General features: G+C 47.3%; 24 protein-coding genes. 16 read left to right on the top strand and 8 right to left on the bottom strand.

Translation table 11 applies throughout. The features are described 5' to 3' along the window. Positions 1–32 precede the first annotated feature (32 nt). From U868_RS0107010 to U868_RS0106990, 4 genes are all read right to left on the bottom strand, one after another. Positions 33–812: an antitermination protein gene (locus U868_RS0107010; RefSeq protein ID WP_025152674.1), complete on the bottom strand. Its 780-nt coding sequence runs from the start codon at positions 810–812 to the stop codon at positions 33–35. Continuing rightward, complete coding sequence (locus tag U868_RS0107005; protein WP_025152673.1) at positions 812–1798, bottom strand: DUF7146 domain-containing protein; 987 nt, start codon at positions 1796–1798, stop codon at positions 812–814. The genes U868_RS0107010 and U868_RS0107005 overlap by 1 nt, the downstream gene beginning before the upstream one ends. Beyond that, complete coding sequence (locus U868_RS0107000; protein ID WP_025152672.1) at positions 1795–3372, bottom strand: DEAD/DEAH box helicase; 1578 nt, start codon at positions 3370–3372, stop codon at positions 1795–1797. Before U868_RS0107000 ends, U868_RS0107005 begins: the two co-directional genes overlap by 4 nt. Before the next feature lie 512 nt (positions 3373–3884). After that, the gene (locus U868_RS0106990) at positions 3885–4142 is read right to left on the bottom strand and encodes a transcriptional regulator (RefSeq protein ID WP_025152670.1); all 258 of its coding nucleotides are present in this window, start codon (positions 4140–4142) and stop codon (positions 3885–3887) included. Between the two features lie 83 nt (positions 4143–4225). Between U868_RS0106990 and U868_RS0106985 the strand changes: the two genes are divergently transcribed. The 16 genes from U868_RS0106985 to U868_RS0106910 all read left to right on the top strand — a co-directional run bounded on the left by U868_RS0106985 (position 4226) and on the right by U868_RS0106910 (position 10430). Then, positions 4226–4954, top strand: a complete 729-nt coding sequence (locus U868_RS0106985) for an XRE family transcriptional regulator (protein ID WP_240182685.1) — start codon at positions 4226–4228, stop codon at positions 4952–4954. Between the two features lie 220 nt (positions 4955–5174). Continuing rightward, positions 5175–5417, top strand: coding sequence for a host cell division inhibitor Icd-like protein (locus U868_RS26325; RefSeq protein ID WP_115660423.1), 243 nt, complete (start codon positions 5175–5177; stop codon positions 5415–5417). Further along, positions 5401–5598: a hypothetical protein gene (locus U868_RS0106980; protein ID WP_025152668.1), complete on the top strand. Its 198-nt coding sequence runs from the start codon at positions 5401–5403 to the stop codon at positions 5596–5598. Before U868_RS26325 ends, U868_RS0106980 begins: the two co-directional genes overlap by 17 nt. 1 nt (position 5599) lies before the next feature. Further along, on the top strand, positions 5600–5818 hold the full coding sequence (locus U868_RS0106975) for a hypothetical protein (RefSeq protein ID WP_025152667.1): 219 nt from the start codon (positions 5600–5602) through the stop codon (positions 5816–5818). Between the two features lie 36 nt (positions 5819–5854). Next, on the top strand, positions 5855–6109 hold the full coding sequence (locus tag U868_RS0106970; protein WP_029990816.1) for a hypothetical protein: 255 nt from the start codon (positions 5855–5857) through the stop codon (positions 6107–6109). A gap of 2 nt (positions 6110–6111) precedes the next feature. Next, positions 6112–6531 carry a hypothetical protein gene (locus U868_RS0106965; protein ID WP_025152666.1) on the top strand — a complete coding sequence of 140 codons (420 nt, stop codon included), beginning with the start codon at positions 6112–6114 and terminating at the stop codon, positions 6529–6531. Positions 6532–6605: 74 nt separating this feature from the next. Further along, the gene (locus U868_RS0106960) at positions 6606–6944 is read left to right on the top strand and encodes a hypothetical protein (RefSeq protein WP_025152665.1); all 339 of its coding nucleotides are present in this window, start codon (positions 6606–6608) and stop codon (positions 6942–6944) included. Then, a complete protein-coding gene (locus U868_RS0106955; RefSeq protein ID WP_025152664.1) occupies positions 6941–7156 on the top strand; it encodes a hypothetical protein in 216 nt (71 codons plus the stop codon). Before U868_RS0106960 ends, U868_RS0106955 begins: the two co-directional genes overlap by 4 nt. A 2-nt stretch (positions 7157–7158) precedes the next feature. Next, the gene (locus U868_RS0106950; RefSeq protein ID WP_025152663.1) at positions 7159–7989 is read left to right on the top strand and encodes an ORF6N domain-containing protein; all 831 of its coding nucleotides are present in this window, start codon (positions 7159–7161) and stop codon (positions 7987–7989) included. After that, a complete protein-coding gene (locus U868_RS0106945; RefSeq protein ID WP_025152662.1) occupies positions 7989–8558 on the top strand; it encodes a hypothetical protein in 570 nt (189 codons plus the stop codon). The genes U868_RS0106950 and U868_RS0106945 overlap by 1 nt, the downstream gene beginning before the upstream one ends. A gap of 13 nt (positions 8559–8571) precedes the next feature. Continuing rightward, positions 8572–9165 (top strand): hypothetical protein, encoded by a 594-nt coding sequence (locus U868_RS0106940; protein WP_025152661.1) that lies wholly within the window; start codon positions 8572–8574, stop codon positions 9163–9165. Continuing rightward, entirely contained in the window at positions 9162–9383 is a 222-nt protein-coding gene (locus tag U868_RS0106935; protein WP_025152660.1) for a hypothetical protein, read from the top strand. Before U868_RS0106940 ends, U868_RS0106935 begins: the two co-directional genes overlap by 4 nt. After that, on the top strand, positions 9380–9637 hold the full coding sequence (locus U868_RS0106930) for a hypothetical protein (protein WP_025152659.1): 258 nt from the start codon (positions 9380–9382) through the stop codon (positions 9635–9637). The genes U868_RS0106935 and U868_RS0106930 overlap by 4 nt, the downstream gene beginning before the upstream one ends. Further along, on the top strand, positions 9621–9761 hold the full coding sequence (locus U868_RS25680) for a hypothetical protein (protein ID WP_205275491.1): 141 nt from the start codon (positions 9621–9623) through the stop codon (positions 9759–9761). The genes U868_RS0106930 and U868_RS25680 overlap by 17 nt, the downstream gene beginning before the upstream one ends. Positions 9762–9927: 166 nt before the next feature. Then, positions 9928–10245 (top strand): hypothetical protein, encoded by a 318-nt coding sequence (locus tag U868_RS0106915; RefSeq protein WP_025152658.1) that lies wholly within the window; start codon positions 9928–9930, stop codon positions 10243–10245. Continuing rightward, on the top strand, positions 10242–10430 hold the full coding sequence (locus U868_RS0106910; RefSeq protein WP_025152657.1) for a helix-turn-helix domain-containing protein: 189 nt from the start codon (positions 10242–10244) through the stop codon (positions 10428–10430). Before U868_RS0106915 ends, U868_RS0106910 begins: the two co-directional genes overlap by 4 nt. Here U868_RS0106910 and U868_RS0106905 read toward each other — a convergent pair. The 4 genes from U868_RS0106905 to U868_RS0106890 all read right to left on the bottom strand — a co-directional run bounded on the left by U868_RS0106905 (position 10396) and on the right by U868_RS0106890 (position 16713). Continuing rightward, complete coding sequence (locus tag U868_RS0106905) at positions 10396–11604, bottom strand: tyrosine-type recombinase/integrase (RefSeq protein WP_025152656.1); 1209 nt, start codon at positions 11602–11604, stop codon at positions 10396–10398. The two genes, U868_RS0106910 and U868_RS0106905, sit on opposite strands and share 35 nt — an antisense overlap. Positions 11605–11865: 261 nt before the next feature. Continuing rightward, entirely contained in the window at positions 11866–12651 is a 786-nt protein-coding gene (locus U868_RS0106900) for a sulfite exporter TauE/SafE family protein (protein ID WP_025152655.1), read from the bottom strand. 126 nt (positions 12652–12777) lie between these two features. Then, positions 12778–14157 carry an APC family permease gene (locus U868_RS0106895; RefSeq protein WP_025152654.1) on the bottom strand — a complete coding sequence of 460 codons (1380 nt, stop codon included), beginning with the start codon at positions 14155–14157 and terminating at the stop codon, positions 12778–12780. A 582-nt stretch (positions 14158–14739) separates the two neighbouring features. Beyond that, positions 14740–16713: a ligand-gated channel protein gene (locus U868_RS0106890; protein ID WP_025152653.1), complete on the bottom strand. Its 1974-nt coding sequence runs from the start codon at positions 16711–16713 to the stop codon at positions 14740–14742. Positions 16714–16743: the final 30 nt, after the last annotated feature.

The raw sequence follows: 16743 nt of genomic DNA, 5'->3' as shown, positions 1-16743 counted from the left end.
ACCACAACAAGGGAAGACCCATAGATATACAGTTACCGTGTAATTTTACCGAAAAACGCCTCAGCCTCGCTTTCCTCTTTGTAGCACTTTCCTGCCAGACTCTCATAAAATGGCTTCCAATTCCGTGACCAGGTTGGCTGTGTTAACTCCGGTACCAGATGCTTTATCGCCTGATAAGCTACTGATGACGGCACACGCTTATACCCGCGCCCTGAGCATTTCGGGCAGTCTTTGAATACCGGCGCACCCTGTAATTCGCTCTGTTCTTCGTCGTATACCTTACCCCGGCCTTTGCAGCGGCACCGGTGAGTTAACTGCCCTTTCCCGTTGCAGGTCACGCACAGTTCGTTCACCAGCTCATTACGGACTACAGGCTCAACAATCACAGTACCTTCCATATTGGTGATACCCGGATGCTTCACCACCTCTTTCCGGCGATAAATCAGTCCTTTTCCGCCGCAGTCCTGACACTGACAGACCGAACCCGCTGAACGGGCGTAATCCTCAAATGCCATTGCGGCCAGAATCTTCATACACTGAGCAACACGATTACCGGCTGCTTTGGCCACCAGCTTTGGTACCGTGCGCAGAGCATACTGCGTCAGTGCTTCAACAGTCCTGAATTTATCCTCAATACTGACATCATTTTTACCTAAGAACGCATGCATACCGAACGCGGCCCGCTGTGATGCCATACCCATTGCCGCTGCCGAATCCATGCCTTTCAGTCTGTCCGGGGCTGTAGAGTTTGAGCTGTCACTGAATGTCGGTGACTTCGGATGAAATTGTTTTAATGCGCTTTCGAGTTTCATTACGCAGCCTCCTGGTGCTTTTCCCGGTAAAATGTCAGTTCACGAACTTCGCTTCCGTCGCGAATTAGGTCATTAAAATCACCGCCGTCACACCAGCGGACGCTAACCTTCTCCACATCATTGTTTGCCACAAGGTTGCGTTTGGCACAGGCAAAAGCCGCAGCATGTCCGGTTGCGCTGCCCCAGTCTGCATCAGCAAAAACAATCAGGTGGGTCACGCCTTTCGGTGCAGTGAATTTATCCATAAATCCGGCATTAATCGTTGCCCAGGTATTTACTCCGTAAACCTGTTTACAGGACAGTGCTGTCTCTATTCCTTCTGCCACTCCCAGGGTGGATGCGACCGGAAACATGCGGATCGCCACCGATTCGGCATAATCCAGATAATTATCTTCCTGCAGCCTTGTCATGCGCTTTACCACGTTGATATCGGCCTTCCGGTCACCGTCAAGATACGTGCGGTGCAGATAACACAGCTGACCTTTTGAGTCCGTGGCCAGCGCCCACATGGCCTGATAGTTGATAACCGCCATGCCTTTACGGATCGGCTGTCTCTCACAAAACCGGATATGCTCTGCCGGTAACGTAAATATGCCCCGGTTTTGCAGGTAGCCCGCCGCTGAGGTGTCTTTCAGATCCGGCATCTGAGCATAGCAACTGATAAATTTTTCACGGTCTGAACGGGTATTGCTGCTGACCGGCTTCGGAGTCTCTTTTTCCCGGTTATTTCCGAGCAACTGATCAATCTCGTCTGCCAGCTGCTTAAAGCTCTTACCCTGCGTTTTTTCCAGTAACTGAAATCCGGTACCGGAACTGCAGGTGCAGATATACGTCCCCCGTCCATCCTGATCGTCTATGCGGAATTTGCCCTTTTTCTCGCATATCGGGCATTTTCCTTTAAAGTGCCGCTTCCCGGTGATCGGCGGCAAACCGTAGTATGCGAAAATCTTTCCCCACTGGCCCTTTGCTGCTTCGGCTGTATTCACAATAATTCTCCCTGCTGTGCGTTTTTATTCAGTTGCTGTTTTAAATCTGCGATTCTCTGCGGCATCAGTGCTTCGGTTTTCTGTTTGCGCTTAACCCACTGAATGCGTTTGTGTGTGATGAAATTGGATACCTCCGGGGTGATTTCCTGCGGTGTGGCATGCAGGCTTCGCGGCCACTCACCGAACTTGTCCCTGAAGGTATTAGAGACCCACCCGTCACTGACCGGCTTTCCTTCGGTGGCGCGGATGTTCTGGTAATATTTGAGCTGGGAGTAAAAACTCTGTTTGTCTTTGGTGGTATAAACCTTTTCGGATTTGCCCATTTTTTTGATATTACGGGAGGTATCAACATCAACGTCTTCACCGGCCAGCGGTTTAAAACCGCATTTCGGGCAGACGTAAACACCGGCAGGCTTCATGTAGTGACAGGATGTGCATTCCTTCGGCTTTTTCTCCTGCTTTTCCTGGTCACGGACGGACGATGATTCTTCCAGACCGTCACTTTTACCCGGCAATTCGTCATATTCGATATCATCAGGAAACCCCAGGCGGTGTACGGATCCGGAGTGATCGAAAATAAGGCATTTATCTTTGCCTTGTGCTTTACGCAGACCCCGACCGAGACACTGCACCCAGCGAATTTCCGATTTGGTCGGACGGGCGTAAATGATGCACCGGACATCACTGTCAAACCCGGCAACCAGTGTGCCGACGTTCACGATGATTTTTGTTCCGCCCTGTTCAAAGCGGTGGATGATAAGCTGGCGCTCTTCATGCGGGGTATCTGCGGTGATGATCTCTGCATTCACACCCGCCCGGTTAAACGCTACCGTGACAAAATTTGCATGGCTGACGGTCACACAAAAACAGATGGTCGGCAGGTTCTGACCGTTGGCCAGCCAGTTATCGATCACATCACCGACCAGATCCGCGCCCGACATGATTGCCGCTATCTCAGCCTCTTTGTAATCGCTGCCATACTCTGCGCTGCTGGTGGATTTAACCGCAGAAAGATCCGGCTTTGTCGGGGCGTAAAACTCATACGGACTCAGGTCCCCACGTTCGATCAGTTCTTTCATCGTGGTGGGTTTGATCAGTCTTTCGTAATATGTCCCCAGAAACGGAGAAAACGGTGTGCCGGACAGGCCAATCACTTTAAATTCATTATCGCGGATAACTTCCAGCAGTTTTTTACGGCGCAAATGGGCCTCATCGACAAACAGCAGGTCGATGTTGTCCGGGAATTCACGGCGGATCAGCGTATCGGCTGAGGCAATCTGGATCAGTCGTGTAGGGTCATAGTTCGGATGATCACGCCAGACAAAACCGATATCTTCTATCGGAATCCCGTAATCGATAAACCGTGCTGCGGTCTGTTCAATCAGGATCGTGTACGGCACAACAAACATCACCCGCATATCACGGCTGTTGCAACCGTGCGTGATGAATGCAGCTAGTGCTGTTTTACCGCTGCCGGTCGGACTGCTGATCATGAACGTGCGGTGTGACTTCCACTCGCTGCGTAATAACCGCAGTGCTCTTTCCTGTGCAAAATTTGGTGTGATAGTTAACATGCCATTACCTCAATTTTATCGACCAGGTAGCACTGCCAAGGAGATAGGGTATTTTTATAAATGGACGTCTATACGTCTGATGCCATTTTTAACCCCTACAGAGATCTATCTTTAAGATCTGAGTCCTTCCCTTGGCAGTGCCTTCCCCTACACCCCTTTCAAAGATCACCCCCCTTACCCCCCTAGAAAGTTTTCCCCTCTTCCCCAAACCGGAAAACCATCTGGACGGCTAAACGTCTTAACTTCCACACCCTCCTGATAATTCTTATCCCGCAACTTTCTGTGGGTCTGCGGTGTAACCCTGCATGGCTCTGTTAAACTTCCTGACGTATTCCCTGAGCCGTTTATTCGCTTCCCTGCGTGCTGTGTTGTCTTTCCTGTACGGAACAGGCTCTGCTTCCCATTGTTCCTGATACACCGCTGAGTAAGCCACTAGCGCTCTGTTCCTGGCTCCCGGTGATAACTGCAACAGCATTTCCTGAATCCATTTGCCGTCATCAGGAAAATAGCTGTCAGGCATCAGTGTGTTTTGGTTCGGATGCATGGGAATAACCCACTGGGTGAGGGAAAAGATCAGGAAGATCAGGGCGAATTTCGTGTGGCTTCACTGCCCCATTTGTTAGGTTGGCTATCAGGTTTACCAGTTTCGGGTGTACTCTTGATTTACCATTAACCCACTTATGAACAGCTTGCTGCGATACACCGCACGCAGCCGCTAGATCTTTTTGTGTTCCCATTATTTTAATAACAGCTTTGATAGCTTCACACATAACAACCTCCGTTTTATTTATCACATAATAAAACTATAGTTGTTTTTAATCAACAACCAAAACGGTATTGATTATGTACAACTATGGTTGTATATTTATTGACTATGAAAACTACACTCGCAGAAAGATTAAAAGACGCTAGGAATCGCGCAGGCATATCCCAACAAGGCCTGGGTAAAGCTGTTGGCGTAACCCAGGCTGCCATTCAAAAGCTTGAGTCCGGACAAGCCAAGTCATCAACAAAGTTGATTGATATTGCTAGATTTCTTCAGGTTTCCCCTGAGTGGCTATTGCACGGAGATAGTGACTCTATCGCCAATAAGCTTAGGGATGGCATCCCCGCAAAGGATTTTAAGCCGCGAGAAGTGGCAGAGTGGGATAGCAGCACGCCTCTTGATGATGACGAGGTGGAGGTGCCGTATTACAAAAGCATAGAGCTTGCCGCCGGTAATGGATGCAATGGCGGGAGCGATAATAACGACTACAAACTGCGCTTCTCCCGTTCAACACTGCGTCGTTATGGCATTTCACCAAAAGATGTAGCCTCGTTCCCAGTACATGGCAACAGCATGGAACCAATCATTCCCAATGGAACAACGGTCTTTGTGAATAAAGGCGACACGCGTATCGTCGATGGCGGAATTTATTTCATTGAGCAGGATGATTTATTGCGAATAAAACTTTTGTACCGGCAACCCGGTAAAATCATTATCAAAAGCTATAATTCCGTTGATTTTCCCGATGAAGAGGCAGATCCATCCACTGTTAAAATCGTTGGTCGTGTATTTAATTGGTCGGTAATGGCATATTAAAACAAAATTCATCAAAACCAAAACCCTCTCTTTTGAGGGTTTTTTTGTGCCCATAACGCCGAGGTAACAATAGCTGAAATTTATTTTCAGAAATAAACCCTTTTAAAGCAACGCATTAAAAATACGACCTCATCAAAACCAAACAAAAACAACAATGGTTGTTGACACAAAAACAACTATAGTTTTTAATGATTATATCAGAAACAATGAGGTTTAAAAAATGCCGACTATACATTGTATGTCAAATTGTGACGTATCAGAAGTGGATATCCGTACAGGCTTTGTTGTGAGTGCGTTCCTGTTCCGCTTTATCGACAGCGATTCACTCGAGAGAAAACATATTACAGCAACAGATGAGGAACAGGCACGAGACGTTTTAGGCGGTACTCTGGTATTCGCAGCACGTTTTCGCCAGGACGATAATTGCCGAGTTACGGGAGGATGTCATGGCACACGAAATTAAATTAGAGGTAGCTGAAAAAAAAGCATTTCAACTAAACACTCTGTTGTATGTGCTACGCGATATGGATTTTAACGAACTCGATGGCCAACAAATATCAGCTTTAGTCAAGCTGGCGTTATCACTATCAGACCCTGTTTCGTCCTGGCTGATTGAAGAAAATGCACATAGAAAGGAGTCGTGACATGTCACAGAAAATAATTATAAGTCACAACAATTCTGATTTATACAAAACAGCTACCTACGCCAGTAATTACGCGAAGGAATTAAGAACCGAAATAGCGCCATTGATAAACAGACTGTCTGTAGATTATCCGGCAGAAGCAGCACGTTATAACGGACTTATTAACGAACTGGTTTTAATGACAGGAATTACTGCCAGTGGAATTAAGAATCAAATTTAATAAAAACCTTACTATTAAAATCATCAGGCAAACATTATGAATTATATTAAATGTAATGAACTCATTACCCGAAAAATAATGAATACGCCAGCGGCTAAATTTATCACTGAATTTAGACAGAGTAGTTCAATACGTTGGGAGTGTAACCTATATAAGTTGGTTAATGATGATTATGAATTAGTTGATTCATTTTCAGATCATCACAAAGCATCAGGAGAAACAAAAATAATTATGTATTTGCGCCCTGAAATTGGAAATCGTATATCAGCATTTTTTAACTCAGGAAAATAATCATGACTAATAAATTTGAAGCAATCGAAAAAGCATCAAAGGGTGAAATCACTATCGAGATGCGCCCTGTGTATGTTGTATCAGGTGCCAATCATGCTTACCTCAGCCAGGGCGGCGCACTGAATAAACTGGCCTACATTGTCGCTGAAAAGCAGTTCCGTGACGAAGGTAAGCCAACCAATTTCCCGGACAAAGAAACTGCGCTTGAAGACGGCACACCGGCTCACAAAACAGGAGAAATAACACCTGAATACCTTGAACGGAAGAACGAAGTGCTAAACGAATTAAAAGCGGCACTGCGCCGTGAAAACGAAATTATGAAATTAAAAGTTGAGCATAAAAAAGCTATTAAAAAAGCAACTGACGCACAAGAAGCTTTATCAATTGCATCATGGAAATTAAAGTCAGCCACTAATAAATAACAGAAATCAATAATAACTTTTAATTACAGCGCCTGCGCTGGGGAATTCCACATCTTAATTTCAGGATATTGATTATGGAAAATAACAATCTTTTATCGAACAGAAGAAAGTCATTCGTTAACGCTTTCTTTGACCATCTCAAAAAGAAAGGTAAAGCAGCATCATTTAAACGCTCTGTAGATGGTGCGCAATATCAGATTGATTTAGATGCTGAGGTATTAACACAGGCGCTGATAACGCTTTATGAAAATAAAGCATGTAAGGATGCAGGGTATACGGAGCAGCAGATAATTAATTCATACGCTGACTATTACAGCAAGTACGGAAACATCACACCTAACGGGGAAATGTTTATCAGCTTTATCACGGAATTAATTGCTGAACAAATCCATCACACGGGGATAAATAAATGACCAAAAAACGACGCAGTAAAACAGCTCAGAGTTTTATGGGAATGAATATTGGTCAGGCTGTCCAGATGGATAAAAGCGAAAAACAGAATTACGAAAATGCCCGACAATTTACAAAGCAATATGAAGTATCGCCGGACACAGTACAGATGCCGCTTAACCGCTCAATGCGCCGTTATGCAAAAAAAATGAAAATTAATATTGAGGAGGTTTGATTATGAACGAATTAATTACCATTAATGAAACCCAAATGCCGGTCATTGAATGGAAAGGTGTCCGGGTTGTAACCACGGAAACACTGGCTGCCGGGTATGGATCAGATGTCAAAAGCATCCAGATGAATCTGGCAAACCATAAAACCCGTTTTATTAATGGTGAACACTATTTCAAACTCGAAGGTGACGAATTACGCCAGCTTAAGAACTGCCCCAATAGTATTGGGTCAGTTAATAAACACGCCAGAAACTTGATTTTATGGACGGAAAAAGGCGCGGCCCGTATGTCGAAAATCGTTGATAGCGACGAAGCTTGGTTATTCTTTGAAAAAATGGAAGATGCCTACTTCCGCCCGGCACCGACAGAAGTCAGCCGCAAACAGTTAGCCCTCATGGTAATTGAAGCAGAAGACCGTGCAGAGGCTTTTTCAATCGAAAATAAACAACTTAATGCCACCGTTGAAAGCCTCGAAAAACGCTTCCGCAAAGGCATGACAATCACTTCATTTTGCAAGTCACTGAACGGCGTCAACGTCAGTAAGGTGATGTCGTGGGCCAGTGAACGCAGCTGGGTGTTTAATTCACGGCGTGACCAGGGGAAAAGCCCTAAATGGCGCGTTGCCTCATATGCCCGGGACAAATACCTGACAGAGGAAGAAACCCAGATCACCCCGCACGGTATGGATGAGTTTACCAAATTCACACCTGTGTTACTGGAAAAAGGCTGTCAGCGGTTGTTTCAGCTTTATATGAAAGGCGAATTACCGATGAAAAAGACATGGAACGGCGAATACAGCCACGATAAGGCCATTTATACCATGGAGGGAAAATAATGATTACTCACACCGCAATGACGCACGGCATCACTGACGAAACCGGAAATTTAACCGGATATGCGGAGGCCATTAATTCACTTGATACCGGTGAATATGACGACAATTTGAAAGGCGGCTTTTCACTGATGTATGCAGTGTTCAGAGGGTGGCAGGAAAAATACCACTCACCGACCGATGAGCAGCGCGTCACGATGTGGCGCTGGATTGTTGCAGCCTGCTTTATCTCTGAGATACAGCAGAAAAACGGCACAGTGGAAGTAGAAAACCATCTGGGTGGTACAGATACCGCAGCTGTTTATGTAAATGAAACATCCGCCATGTCCGTTTACCCCGGCCCGCTGCGTCTTGCGCTGGCCGTTAACATTGAACAACTGACAAAGGAAAAATACGGGGAAGAAGCCGGGCGCATGCTGGCACTGAACATATACATGGATTTTGTTGACACACCAAAAGGTCGTGGTGTTTGCCTTTCTGACCGCGGGCGGGAGGGATTAACCATTCTGCATAACGACTATTTGAATGAACTTAACACCAACGGCATTCCGCCGATTCCGACACTGCACTGACGGGGAGATCGATATGTTATTTAAATCAAATATGCTGTGGGTTGCTTTAACAATGACCGCCGAGGTCAACCCTAAGCGTCCGCAGTTGAAAGATACAATACACATTACTTCATGGCATGTGGAGTCAACGAACGGTGCCGCCTGCGTCCGTATGGAACACGGGATACCGGTTAATGAAGATATCGATACAACGGTGCGTTTCTTTGACGACATTCCTGATGCGGCTGAATTCAGTGAACTGCGATTCGATGGTGATCACCGTGTAATCCACTATGACGAAAATAAAACTGAAATTGCCTGTAACCGCATTGAGCTGGTCGATTGTCGTTACCCTGAGATCGACAAAGTCATTCCCGTGACAACAACCGACAAGCTGCCGTGCATCGGGCCAGAACACCTTGCTCTCCCGTATATTCTTTTCGGCGACTACGCGATTGTAATCAGACTCCACCCATCCGGAGAAGAAACGGCGGTGCGTGTGGAATTTGATGCCTATGTTAATGAGGAGTTCGGTAATCCGTTATTGCTGATTATGCCACGCTATCCGAATTCATTTGAGATTGCGGAAGCAGCAGCACTGACCAAACGCACGGAGGCATTACAGTGAAAATCGAATTTATCTCAAACTGCAACATAGCCAAGGTGGTGATCCGTTCCTTCATCACCGAACACCGGAAACTGAACCGCCTGATCGATGTTGCCTTATTTCATGAGCCGGTCAATGAATCAACCACCGGCCTGTTTTTCCGCGTGACGACCCTGTACGGCAAGCAGAACCATGTACGCCGGGCACATAAGATTATCTGCCGGGAGGTGTCGCTATGAGCCAGCAGGCAACGGATTACGAGGTGAGCGTGTACGACGACCCGCTGATTAAAGCAATCCACCACGTGGATGACGGGCGGGATTACAGCCAGCAGATTATTCACGATATGCGGCAAAACTATCACATCAGAGCGGGGATATACCTTCCCCGCCCACCAGCGCCGCAGGTCGTTGCGCCAAAGTTAACCCCGGTAATGACGGGTAAAAAACGGAATAAGAAAGTCAGGAAGGTGAGCCATGAACAAACAATTTGAAGCCACGATCCGCCGCATGTACGGCAGCCGGTACAACTTAGAACGGGACATGGAAGACAATTACGTCTGTGAAATTGTTCGCCGTATGTTTGAAGTCTGGCGCGCTGCTAAGGGGATCAGATAATGAAAATTGCTCTTACAGCAGCGCTTCTTATGGTGGAGATGTCAACCACAACCGCAGCATGGTCAAGAATTGCAGACAGTCAGAGATGCGACTACCCATTATCAGCTAGACGGATATCAGGGCACAGAAAGTTAAACAGGCAAGCAAAGAAACGGAGAAAGGCGAAATGAAAACAACTGATCTGCACCTGGTGCAAATTATCACTGCCGCCGGTCATGATCCGTCTGATATTACAGATGCAGTTTGGGCTGCCGGTTACCGGAAAACAGACTTTACCACTGAGCAGATTATCGAAATGGCAGTCAGTCAGACCGCTGATACCGTGCTGAACGGTTTCCCTGCTGACACATTACCGAAAACACTGGATGACCTCAGTCAGTACCATCTGAATGGCATTATCTTTGAGGCGAAATGGGAAGGTACGCCTGCAGCAGTGGCAAATGCAGTATTGATGAACGGGTATAAAAAGGAGTGTGAAAAATGAGCGATTACTGGAGCACGGCAAAGGTTGCCGGTTATCTGGGAGTAAAAGAAAAAACGGTGATCCGGTGGATTGGTTCGGGAAAACAGAAAAAAGAAGGTTTCCCGAAACCAAAACATAAAACCAGATCACATCAGTTCAGCACTGACGAAATTAAGGCATGGGCTGCTGGTAGGCAACGCGAATAACCTTATCCCACCATTTCTCATAAGCCTCGCGTTGTTCATCAAGGTAGGTGTGCTTATCGTACACCTGCCATACTCCCGGCAATTTGTGCCCCAGCATAATTTCAGCAACATGAGGCATAGTCAGTTCGGACACTCCGGTTCTCATCGTTTTGCGCAAATCATGAATAGACCAGGTTTTATAGTCATCATAATGAGCAGCCATCTTCTTATTAAGAATTTGCATTATCGAACCCTGACTACCTTCTATCATCTGGCTTCCGTCAGATGTCGTAAAAAGATAAATACCGCCACTCATTGATATAGCGTCGAATATCATAGCTTTTGCTGGCTCAATGATTGGTCGGATAAGTGGCTTATTACTTCTGTTTCCGGTTTTATGGTTTTCAGGCGGAACGGTCCAAACACCAGAATCAAAGTCAAAATCAGTTATTTTTGCTTTCAGTAACTCACCAATCCGGCAACCAAACAGCAAGGCTAATTTGATAATAAGACGGTTTCTCGGATTGTATTTTTTATCATCAATCAGCCTGAAAAGCTGCGATATTTCATCATCCGACAACACACGGTCGCCCTGCTTGTTCTTAACACCAAGATCCACCGGTGACAAATCACTTAGCGGATTTGCAGTTATGATACCCCGCCTGATCCCCCAACGATGGGCCGTCTTAGCGTAACGAAGAATGCGGGCCGCTATCGTCGGTTTGTTTTTGCTTACATCCTCGAGAAGAGATAACCATACGTGCAGATGGGTGTCATTATGGGGCAACATCCCGATTTTAGGGAAAACATAAATCTCAAAAGACCTCAGCAACTCATCAGCCCTGACCTGTGATTTTTTTACTGCCTTTTCCCACCACTCGCGGATCACCATCTCCACCGTACAGGATGTGATGGCCTCCTGCTTTTTGACGCGCTTTACAACCTTGGGATTACGGTGCTGCTCAATTTCACCACGATAAAACACCGCGCTGTCACGGGCTTCTTTGAGGCCGGTAGCAGGATAAGTACCTATGTCGATACGTTCACCTTTATTGTCCCACCGATACCGAAATTGAAATACAACTTTGCCCAATGGCGTAACCCTGACAGACAAGCCATCCCTGTCCGATTTTGTCAGCATTTTTTGTTGCGGCCTTCCGTTCACAGAACGAAGCCAGGAATCTGTAATAGCCATACCACACCCCGTTAAAAGCATTTGAGGAATGATAGAATATGTACACGCATATGTACACAAATCTTATGCACCCGTACACACTCAAGATCACCATTACAAACCAATGCGCACACAAAGACCAATAAAAATCTTTTAATATCAAATTGCTTCCTGATTTTCATGACCATTTATGAGCATCCACGCACTGCAAATCACCAGAAATAATGTTCATAATACAAATACTATTTTTAACAAATTTAACAGATTAACCACGACTCCGGCTTATCTGAACAGGTTGATCAGCAGCGTCACCATCATGATGCTGACTGTCAGGATCAGGATTTTACGGACAATTTCACCGTTGGTGCGGATAGCATGCTGACTGCCGAGGTGATTCCCGAGCAGACTGGCGGCGATCATCGGGATACTGAGCAGAAACGCGATATGTCCGGCCATAATAAAGGCGACCAGCCCGCCGACGTTCGACGCCAGGTTAAAGATTTTTGAGGTGGCGGAGGATTTCAGTAAATCAAGATTATTGATCAGAAACAGACAGAGTATAAAGATACTGCCGGTGCCCGGCCCGAAAAAGCCGTCATAGAAACCGACAATAAAGCAGGTGAAAAAGACCAGCCACACCGATTTGTGCACAGCGCTGCCCTGTCGGGCGCCACCGAGCTTACCCTTAAAGAAGGCGGCCAGCAGGCCGATCGGCAGCATACAGATAATAATATAGGTAATCGTTTCAGAGGGCAGATATATAATCGCTTTCGCACCCACCCAGGCTCCGCAGAACGATGAAATAATCCCGGCAGGAATTATCTGCCAGTAAACCGATTTATTTTTGATGAAATTAGAAATGGCCGCCAGTGTCCCGGCAGAACTCACCAGTTTTTCCTGACCCAGTGCCATATGCGGCGGCAAACCGGTCAGCATAAAGGCCGGGATCAGAATCAGCCCCGCACCTCCTGCAATAGAATCAATATACCCGGCGACAAAAGAGGCGATCACCAGCAGTGCCAGTCCCGCATAAAAATAGTCTGCCATCAGGCTGTGTTCAATATACATCCCTATCCCTTAATTATTATTATCATTTTCTATACTTTCATAGGGTTACTATACGCGATTACCTATAAAAAAACGGCGCACAGAATCAAACTGTGCGCCGTTTTCACGACATAACTGCTTAAAGACTTACTTTTCCGGCATCTGCGGCATCGGGCGGCGGAAACGGCGGGTCAGAAACAGCATATAGATCAGACCCAGTGCGCCCCAGCTCAATCCCAGTTCCATCGATTTCGCATCGAGGTTGAACCAGAGCACGGTCACTGTCGCAGCACCGATAACCGGCAGCAGCAGATAGTTGATCTGGTCGCCCAGCGTCTTGTTGCGGCGCTCGCGGATATAGAACTGCGAAATCACAGACAGGTTGACGAAGGTGAACGCCACCAGTGCCCCGAAGTTAATCAGCGCGGTTGCGGTCACCAGATCAAACCAGACTGCACTCAGTGCCAGCACACCGACCAGCAGCACGTTCAGTGCCGGGGTGCGCCATTTCGGGTGCACGTAGCCGAAGAATTGCTCCGGGAACACACCGTCACGCCCCATCACATACATCAGACGGGATACCCCTGCCTGTGCCGCCATACCGGAAGCCAGTACAGTGACGCAGGAGAACACCAGAATGATAGACTGGAAGAAGGCACCGGCCACCATGTACATGATTTCAGGCTGTGACTCTTCCGGATTATTGAAACGGGACACATCCGGGAAATAGAGCTGCAGGAAATAAGACACCGCGATAAAGATCAGACCACCAATCAGAGCGGTCAGGAAAATCGCTTTCGGGATCACTTTCCCGGCATTCGGTGTTTCTTCCGACAGTGAGCTGATACCGTCAAATCCTAAGAAGGAGAAGCACAATATGGTCGCCCCGCTTATCATCGGGATCAGTTCCGCATCAATGGAGGCAAACGGACGGAAAGAGAGCAGCGTACCCGCCCCTTCACCCGCAGACACACCACGGACCAGCAGACCGACAAACACAATCATCACAGCAACCTGTACCAGTACAATCCCGGTATTGAGGTTTGCCACGACATTGATGCCGCGCAGGTTGAATAATGTCATCAGGAAAACCAGACCCGCGACGAAAATCCATGCCGGACAGTCAGGGAAGATGGCCTGAAGATAAATTTTTGCCAGCAGAATGTTGATCATCGGCATGAACAGGTAGTCCAGCAGGGATGACCAGCCGACCATAAAGCCGATATGCGGGCTCATGGATTTCTGGGCATAGGTATACGCCGAGCCGGCAGACGGGAACCGTTTAACCAGTTTTCCGTAGCTCAGCGCAGTAAAAAGAATGGCTGTCAGTGCGATAGCATAAGAGGTCGCAACATGACCGCTGGTAATTTCGGACACAATCCCGAAGGTATCAAAGATAGTCATCGGCTGCAGGTAAGCAAGCCCCATCATGACAACCTGAACGAGGGTCAGTGTTTTTGCGAGTTGTACGCGGTTATTGGCAGCTGTACGGTTCAGGCCAATATCGAGGGCGGTATTATCCGACATGAGCGAATCCTCCCGTAACACCGACAATCATACTGATACTACTATCAGATGGCGTGTTACCGGGAAGACTTCGCATCTGCCTGTAGGCAGTGAAGTAAGAAGAGGTTTGGGGTGCTGAGCAGGAGCGCCGTGCTCCGTAGTCATCGTTGCAGCAGCCAGCGCCGATTGGCACAGGTGCAAAAGTGAAAAATTGCGCCATTTATCGCATCCTCATACCGGTGTTTATCGTCCGGTGTCATTCAGTAAACAGTTATCCGGCCTATCGGCCCCTTTTTTGTCGGTGACAATATTTTAGTGCAAAAAAAAAAACCGATGCGTATAAATGCATCAGTTATTTTTTTGGATGGCGCATTCTGCACCCCCCAGTCATAAATTTCAAGCTTTGTTCGCCCTGAACCGGTAATTTTTTTCTATACCTGTTTAGCGACAGAATTTCCGTGACGAAACTTTGAATATTTATAGCTGAAACGTTAAAAAATCCCGTTATTTGTATATTTTGCAGTCACTCTGCCTGTCATAAAAAAAACACGGCGTCCGGAAAAGGACGCCGTGTTTCGGCACATAATAACGAATGAGGTTACATCAGAAGTTATAATTCAGACCGATGTTGTAACGGCGGCCATCCAGTGTGGCACCGTAATTTTCATTATTAATACGGCGATCCAGCACGTTATACACACCCGCCACGAAGTTCAGGTCTTTATTCAGCTGATAGCTGCCGCCGATATCCACGGTGGCATACGAGCCGGTTCCTGTTGCCATGCTGGTACGGGACAGGTAATCCGAGGTTTTGCCGCGGAAGTTTACCCGGCTCCAGGTTTTGATATCCTGAGTGGTATCCCAGTTCAGTGTGGCGTTAGCCATATGTTTTGGCATCTTGTTCAGCGGTTTGCCTTTGAAATCACCACTCTTCTGTTCAGAATCGGTGAAGGTATAGTTCGCTGTAAGATCCACAGATTCCACGATCTGCCAGTTCATGATCGCTTCCACACCGCGCATATTGGCTTTATCAACGTTGGTACGGTCACTGATGAAGTCATAAGTATTTCCGTCCGGGTCTTTCTCGGTACATTTTTCTTTGGTGCCTGTTCCGCAGCGACGTATTTCGGTGATCTTATCTTTAAAGTCAGTGTTAAAGACAGTCAGGCTCATATTGAGGTTGTCCTGATTGTTCCACAGCACACTGATCTCTTCAGTAACACTTTTCTCCGGTTTCAGATCCGGGTTACCGAAAATAACACCGTTCAAACTGCCGCCGCCGGTCACTTGTCCCCAGGATGCCGTTGCCTGACGCAGATCCGGTGAACGGTAACCGGTGGAAACACCCCCTTTCACTGTCCAGCTCTCATCCAGATGCCACACCCCGTATACACGCGGCGTCCAGTGCGTACCAAAGTTTTCATCCTTATCCATACGCAGTCCGCCGGTCAGAGTGAAATCATTAGTCAGTGCCCAGTCATCTTCCGCAAACAATGCCCAGCTGTAGCGATCCAGTTTATTGCCGGCTAATTTATTGCCCTCGTCTTTCAGCTCTTCGAAACGGTACTGGCCGCCGAGGCTCAGCATATGGTCGCCGAGCGGCAGAACGGTCTGGTTACGGGCGATGGTGTCGTAATACTCCATATTACGGCCCGGGTTTTTGGTTTCATTACGCTGAACATAGCTGTTCATGCTGCCCCAGTCGTAGTTACCGTCATGGGTAATCGCATACTGCGTCATTTCATACTTGCTGAAACTGCTGGATTTTTTCTTTTTGCTGGATTCTGACGCACTTTTTTCCCAGCGGGAATCACGGTGCTGATTATCTTTTTTGAAATCAAAATCGATGCTGTTCTGCTCATCCGGCGTTAATGTCAGTGTACCGCCGCCGCTGGTCATGATCTGACGGTTAAAGCCGTTCGCGAAATTATCTTCCCCGCGATGAGAATACTGACCATTCACTTTCATGCTCAGCAGGTTATCCACCAGCGGACCGGCGGCGAAGAAACTGCCCTGTCCGGTGTTACCGCTGTCTTTGCGTTCGGTGATGGTTGCATCGGTACGAACACTGGCGTGCCACTCACCCTGCGCTTTCCGCGTGATAATATTGATAACCCCGCCCATGGCATCCGAACCATACAGTGACGACATCGGTCCGCGCACCACTTCAATGCGTTCAATTGCTGTCAGCGGCGGCAACCATCCCTGTTCAATACCGGAGTTATCACTATTAGGGCGCGTTTCGCGGCTGGCAACCCGTTTCCCGTCCACGAGGATCATGGTGTATTTCGGATCCATCCCGCGGATACTGATATCTGACGAGCTGCCGCCGCCGGTGACCACAACCCCCGGTACATCTTTCAGGGCATCGGTCACATCGCGGTAGGCTTTATCTTCCAGCTGTTCGCGTGAAACAACGGAGATAGTCGCCGCAGCATCCTCAATTTTCTGCTGGAAGCCGGATGCGGTGGTGACCATAATCACGTCTTCTTTATTTGCAGCCTGAGCAGCCATCACCTGAGCGGCGAGTGCTGCCATAACACATACCGCCACTTTTCGTTTTGAAAAAATAACCATTCTTTTGATTCTCCAAGAGATAATATATTT

It is taken from the genome of Morganella morganii H1r (assembly GCF_000633515.1).
Lineage (GTDB): Bacteria > Pseudomonadota > Gammaproteobacteria > Enterobacterales > Enterobacteriaceae > Morganella > Morganella morganii_B.
This window is presented reverse-complemented; position numbering and strand designations above follow the sequence as displayed.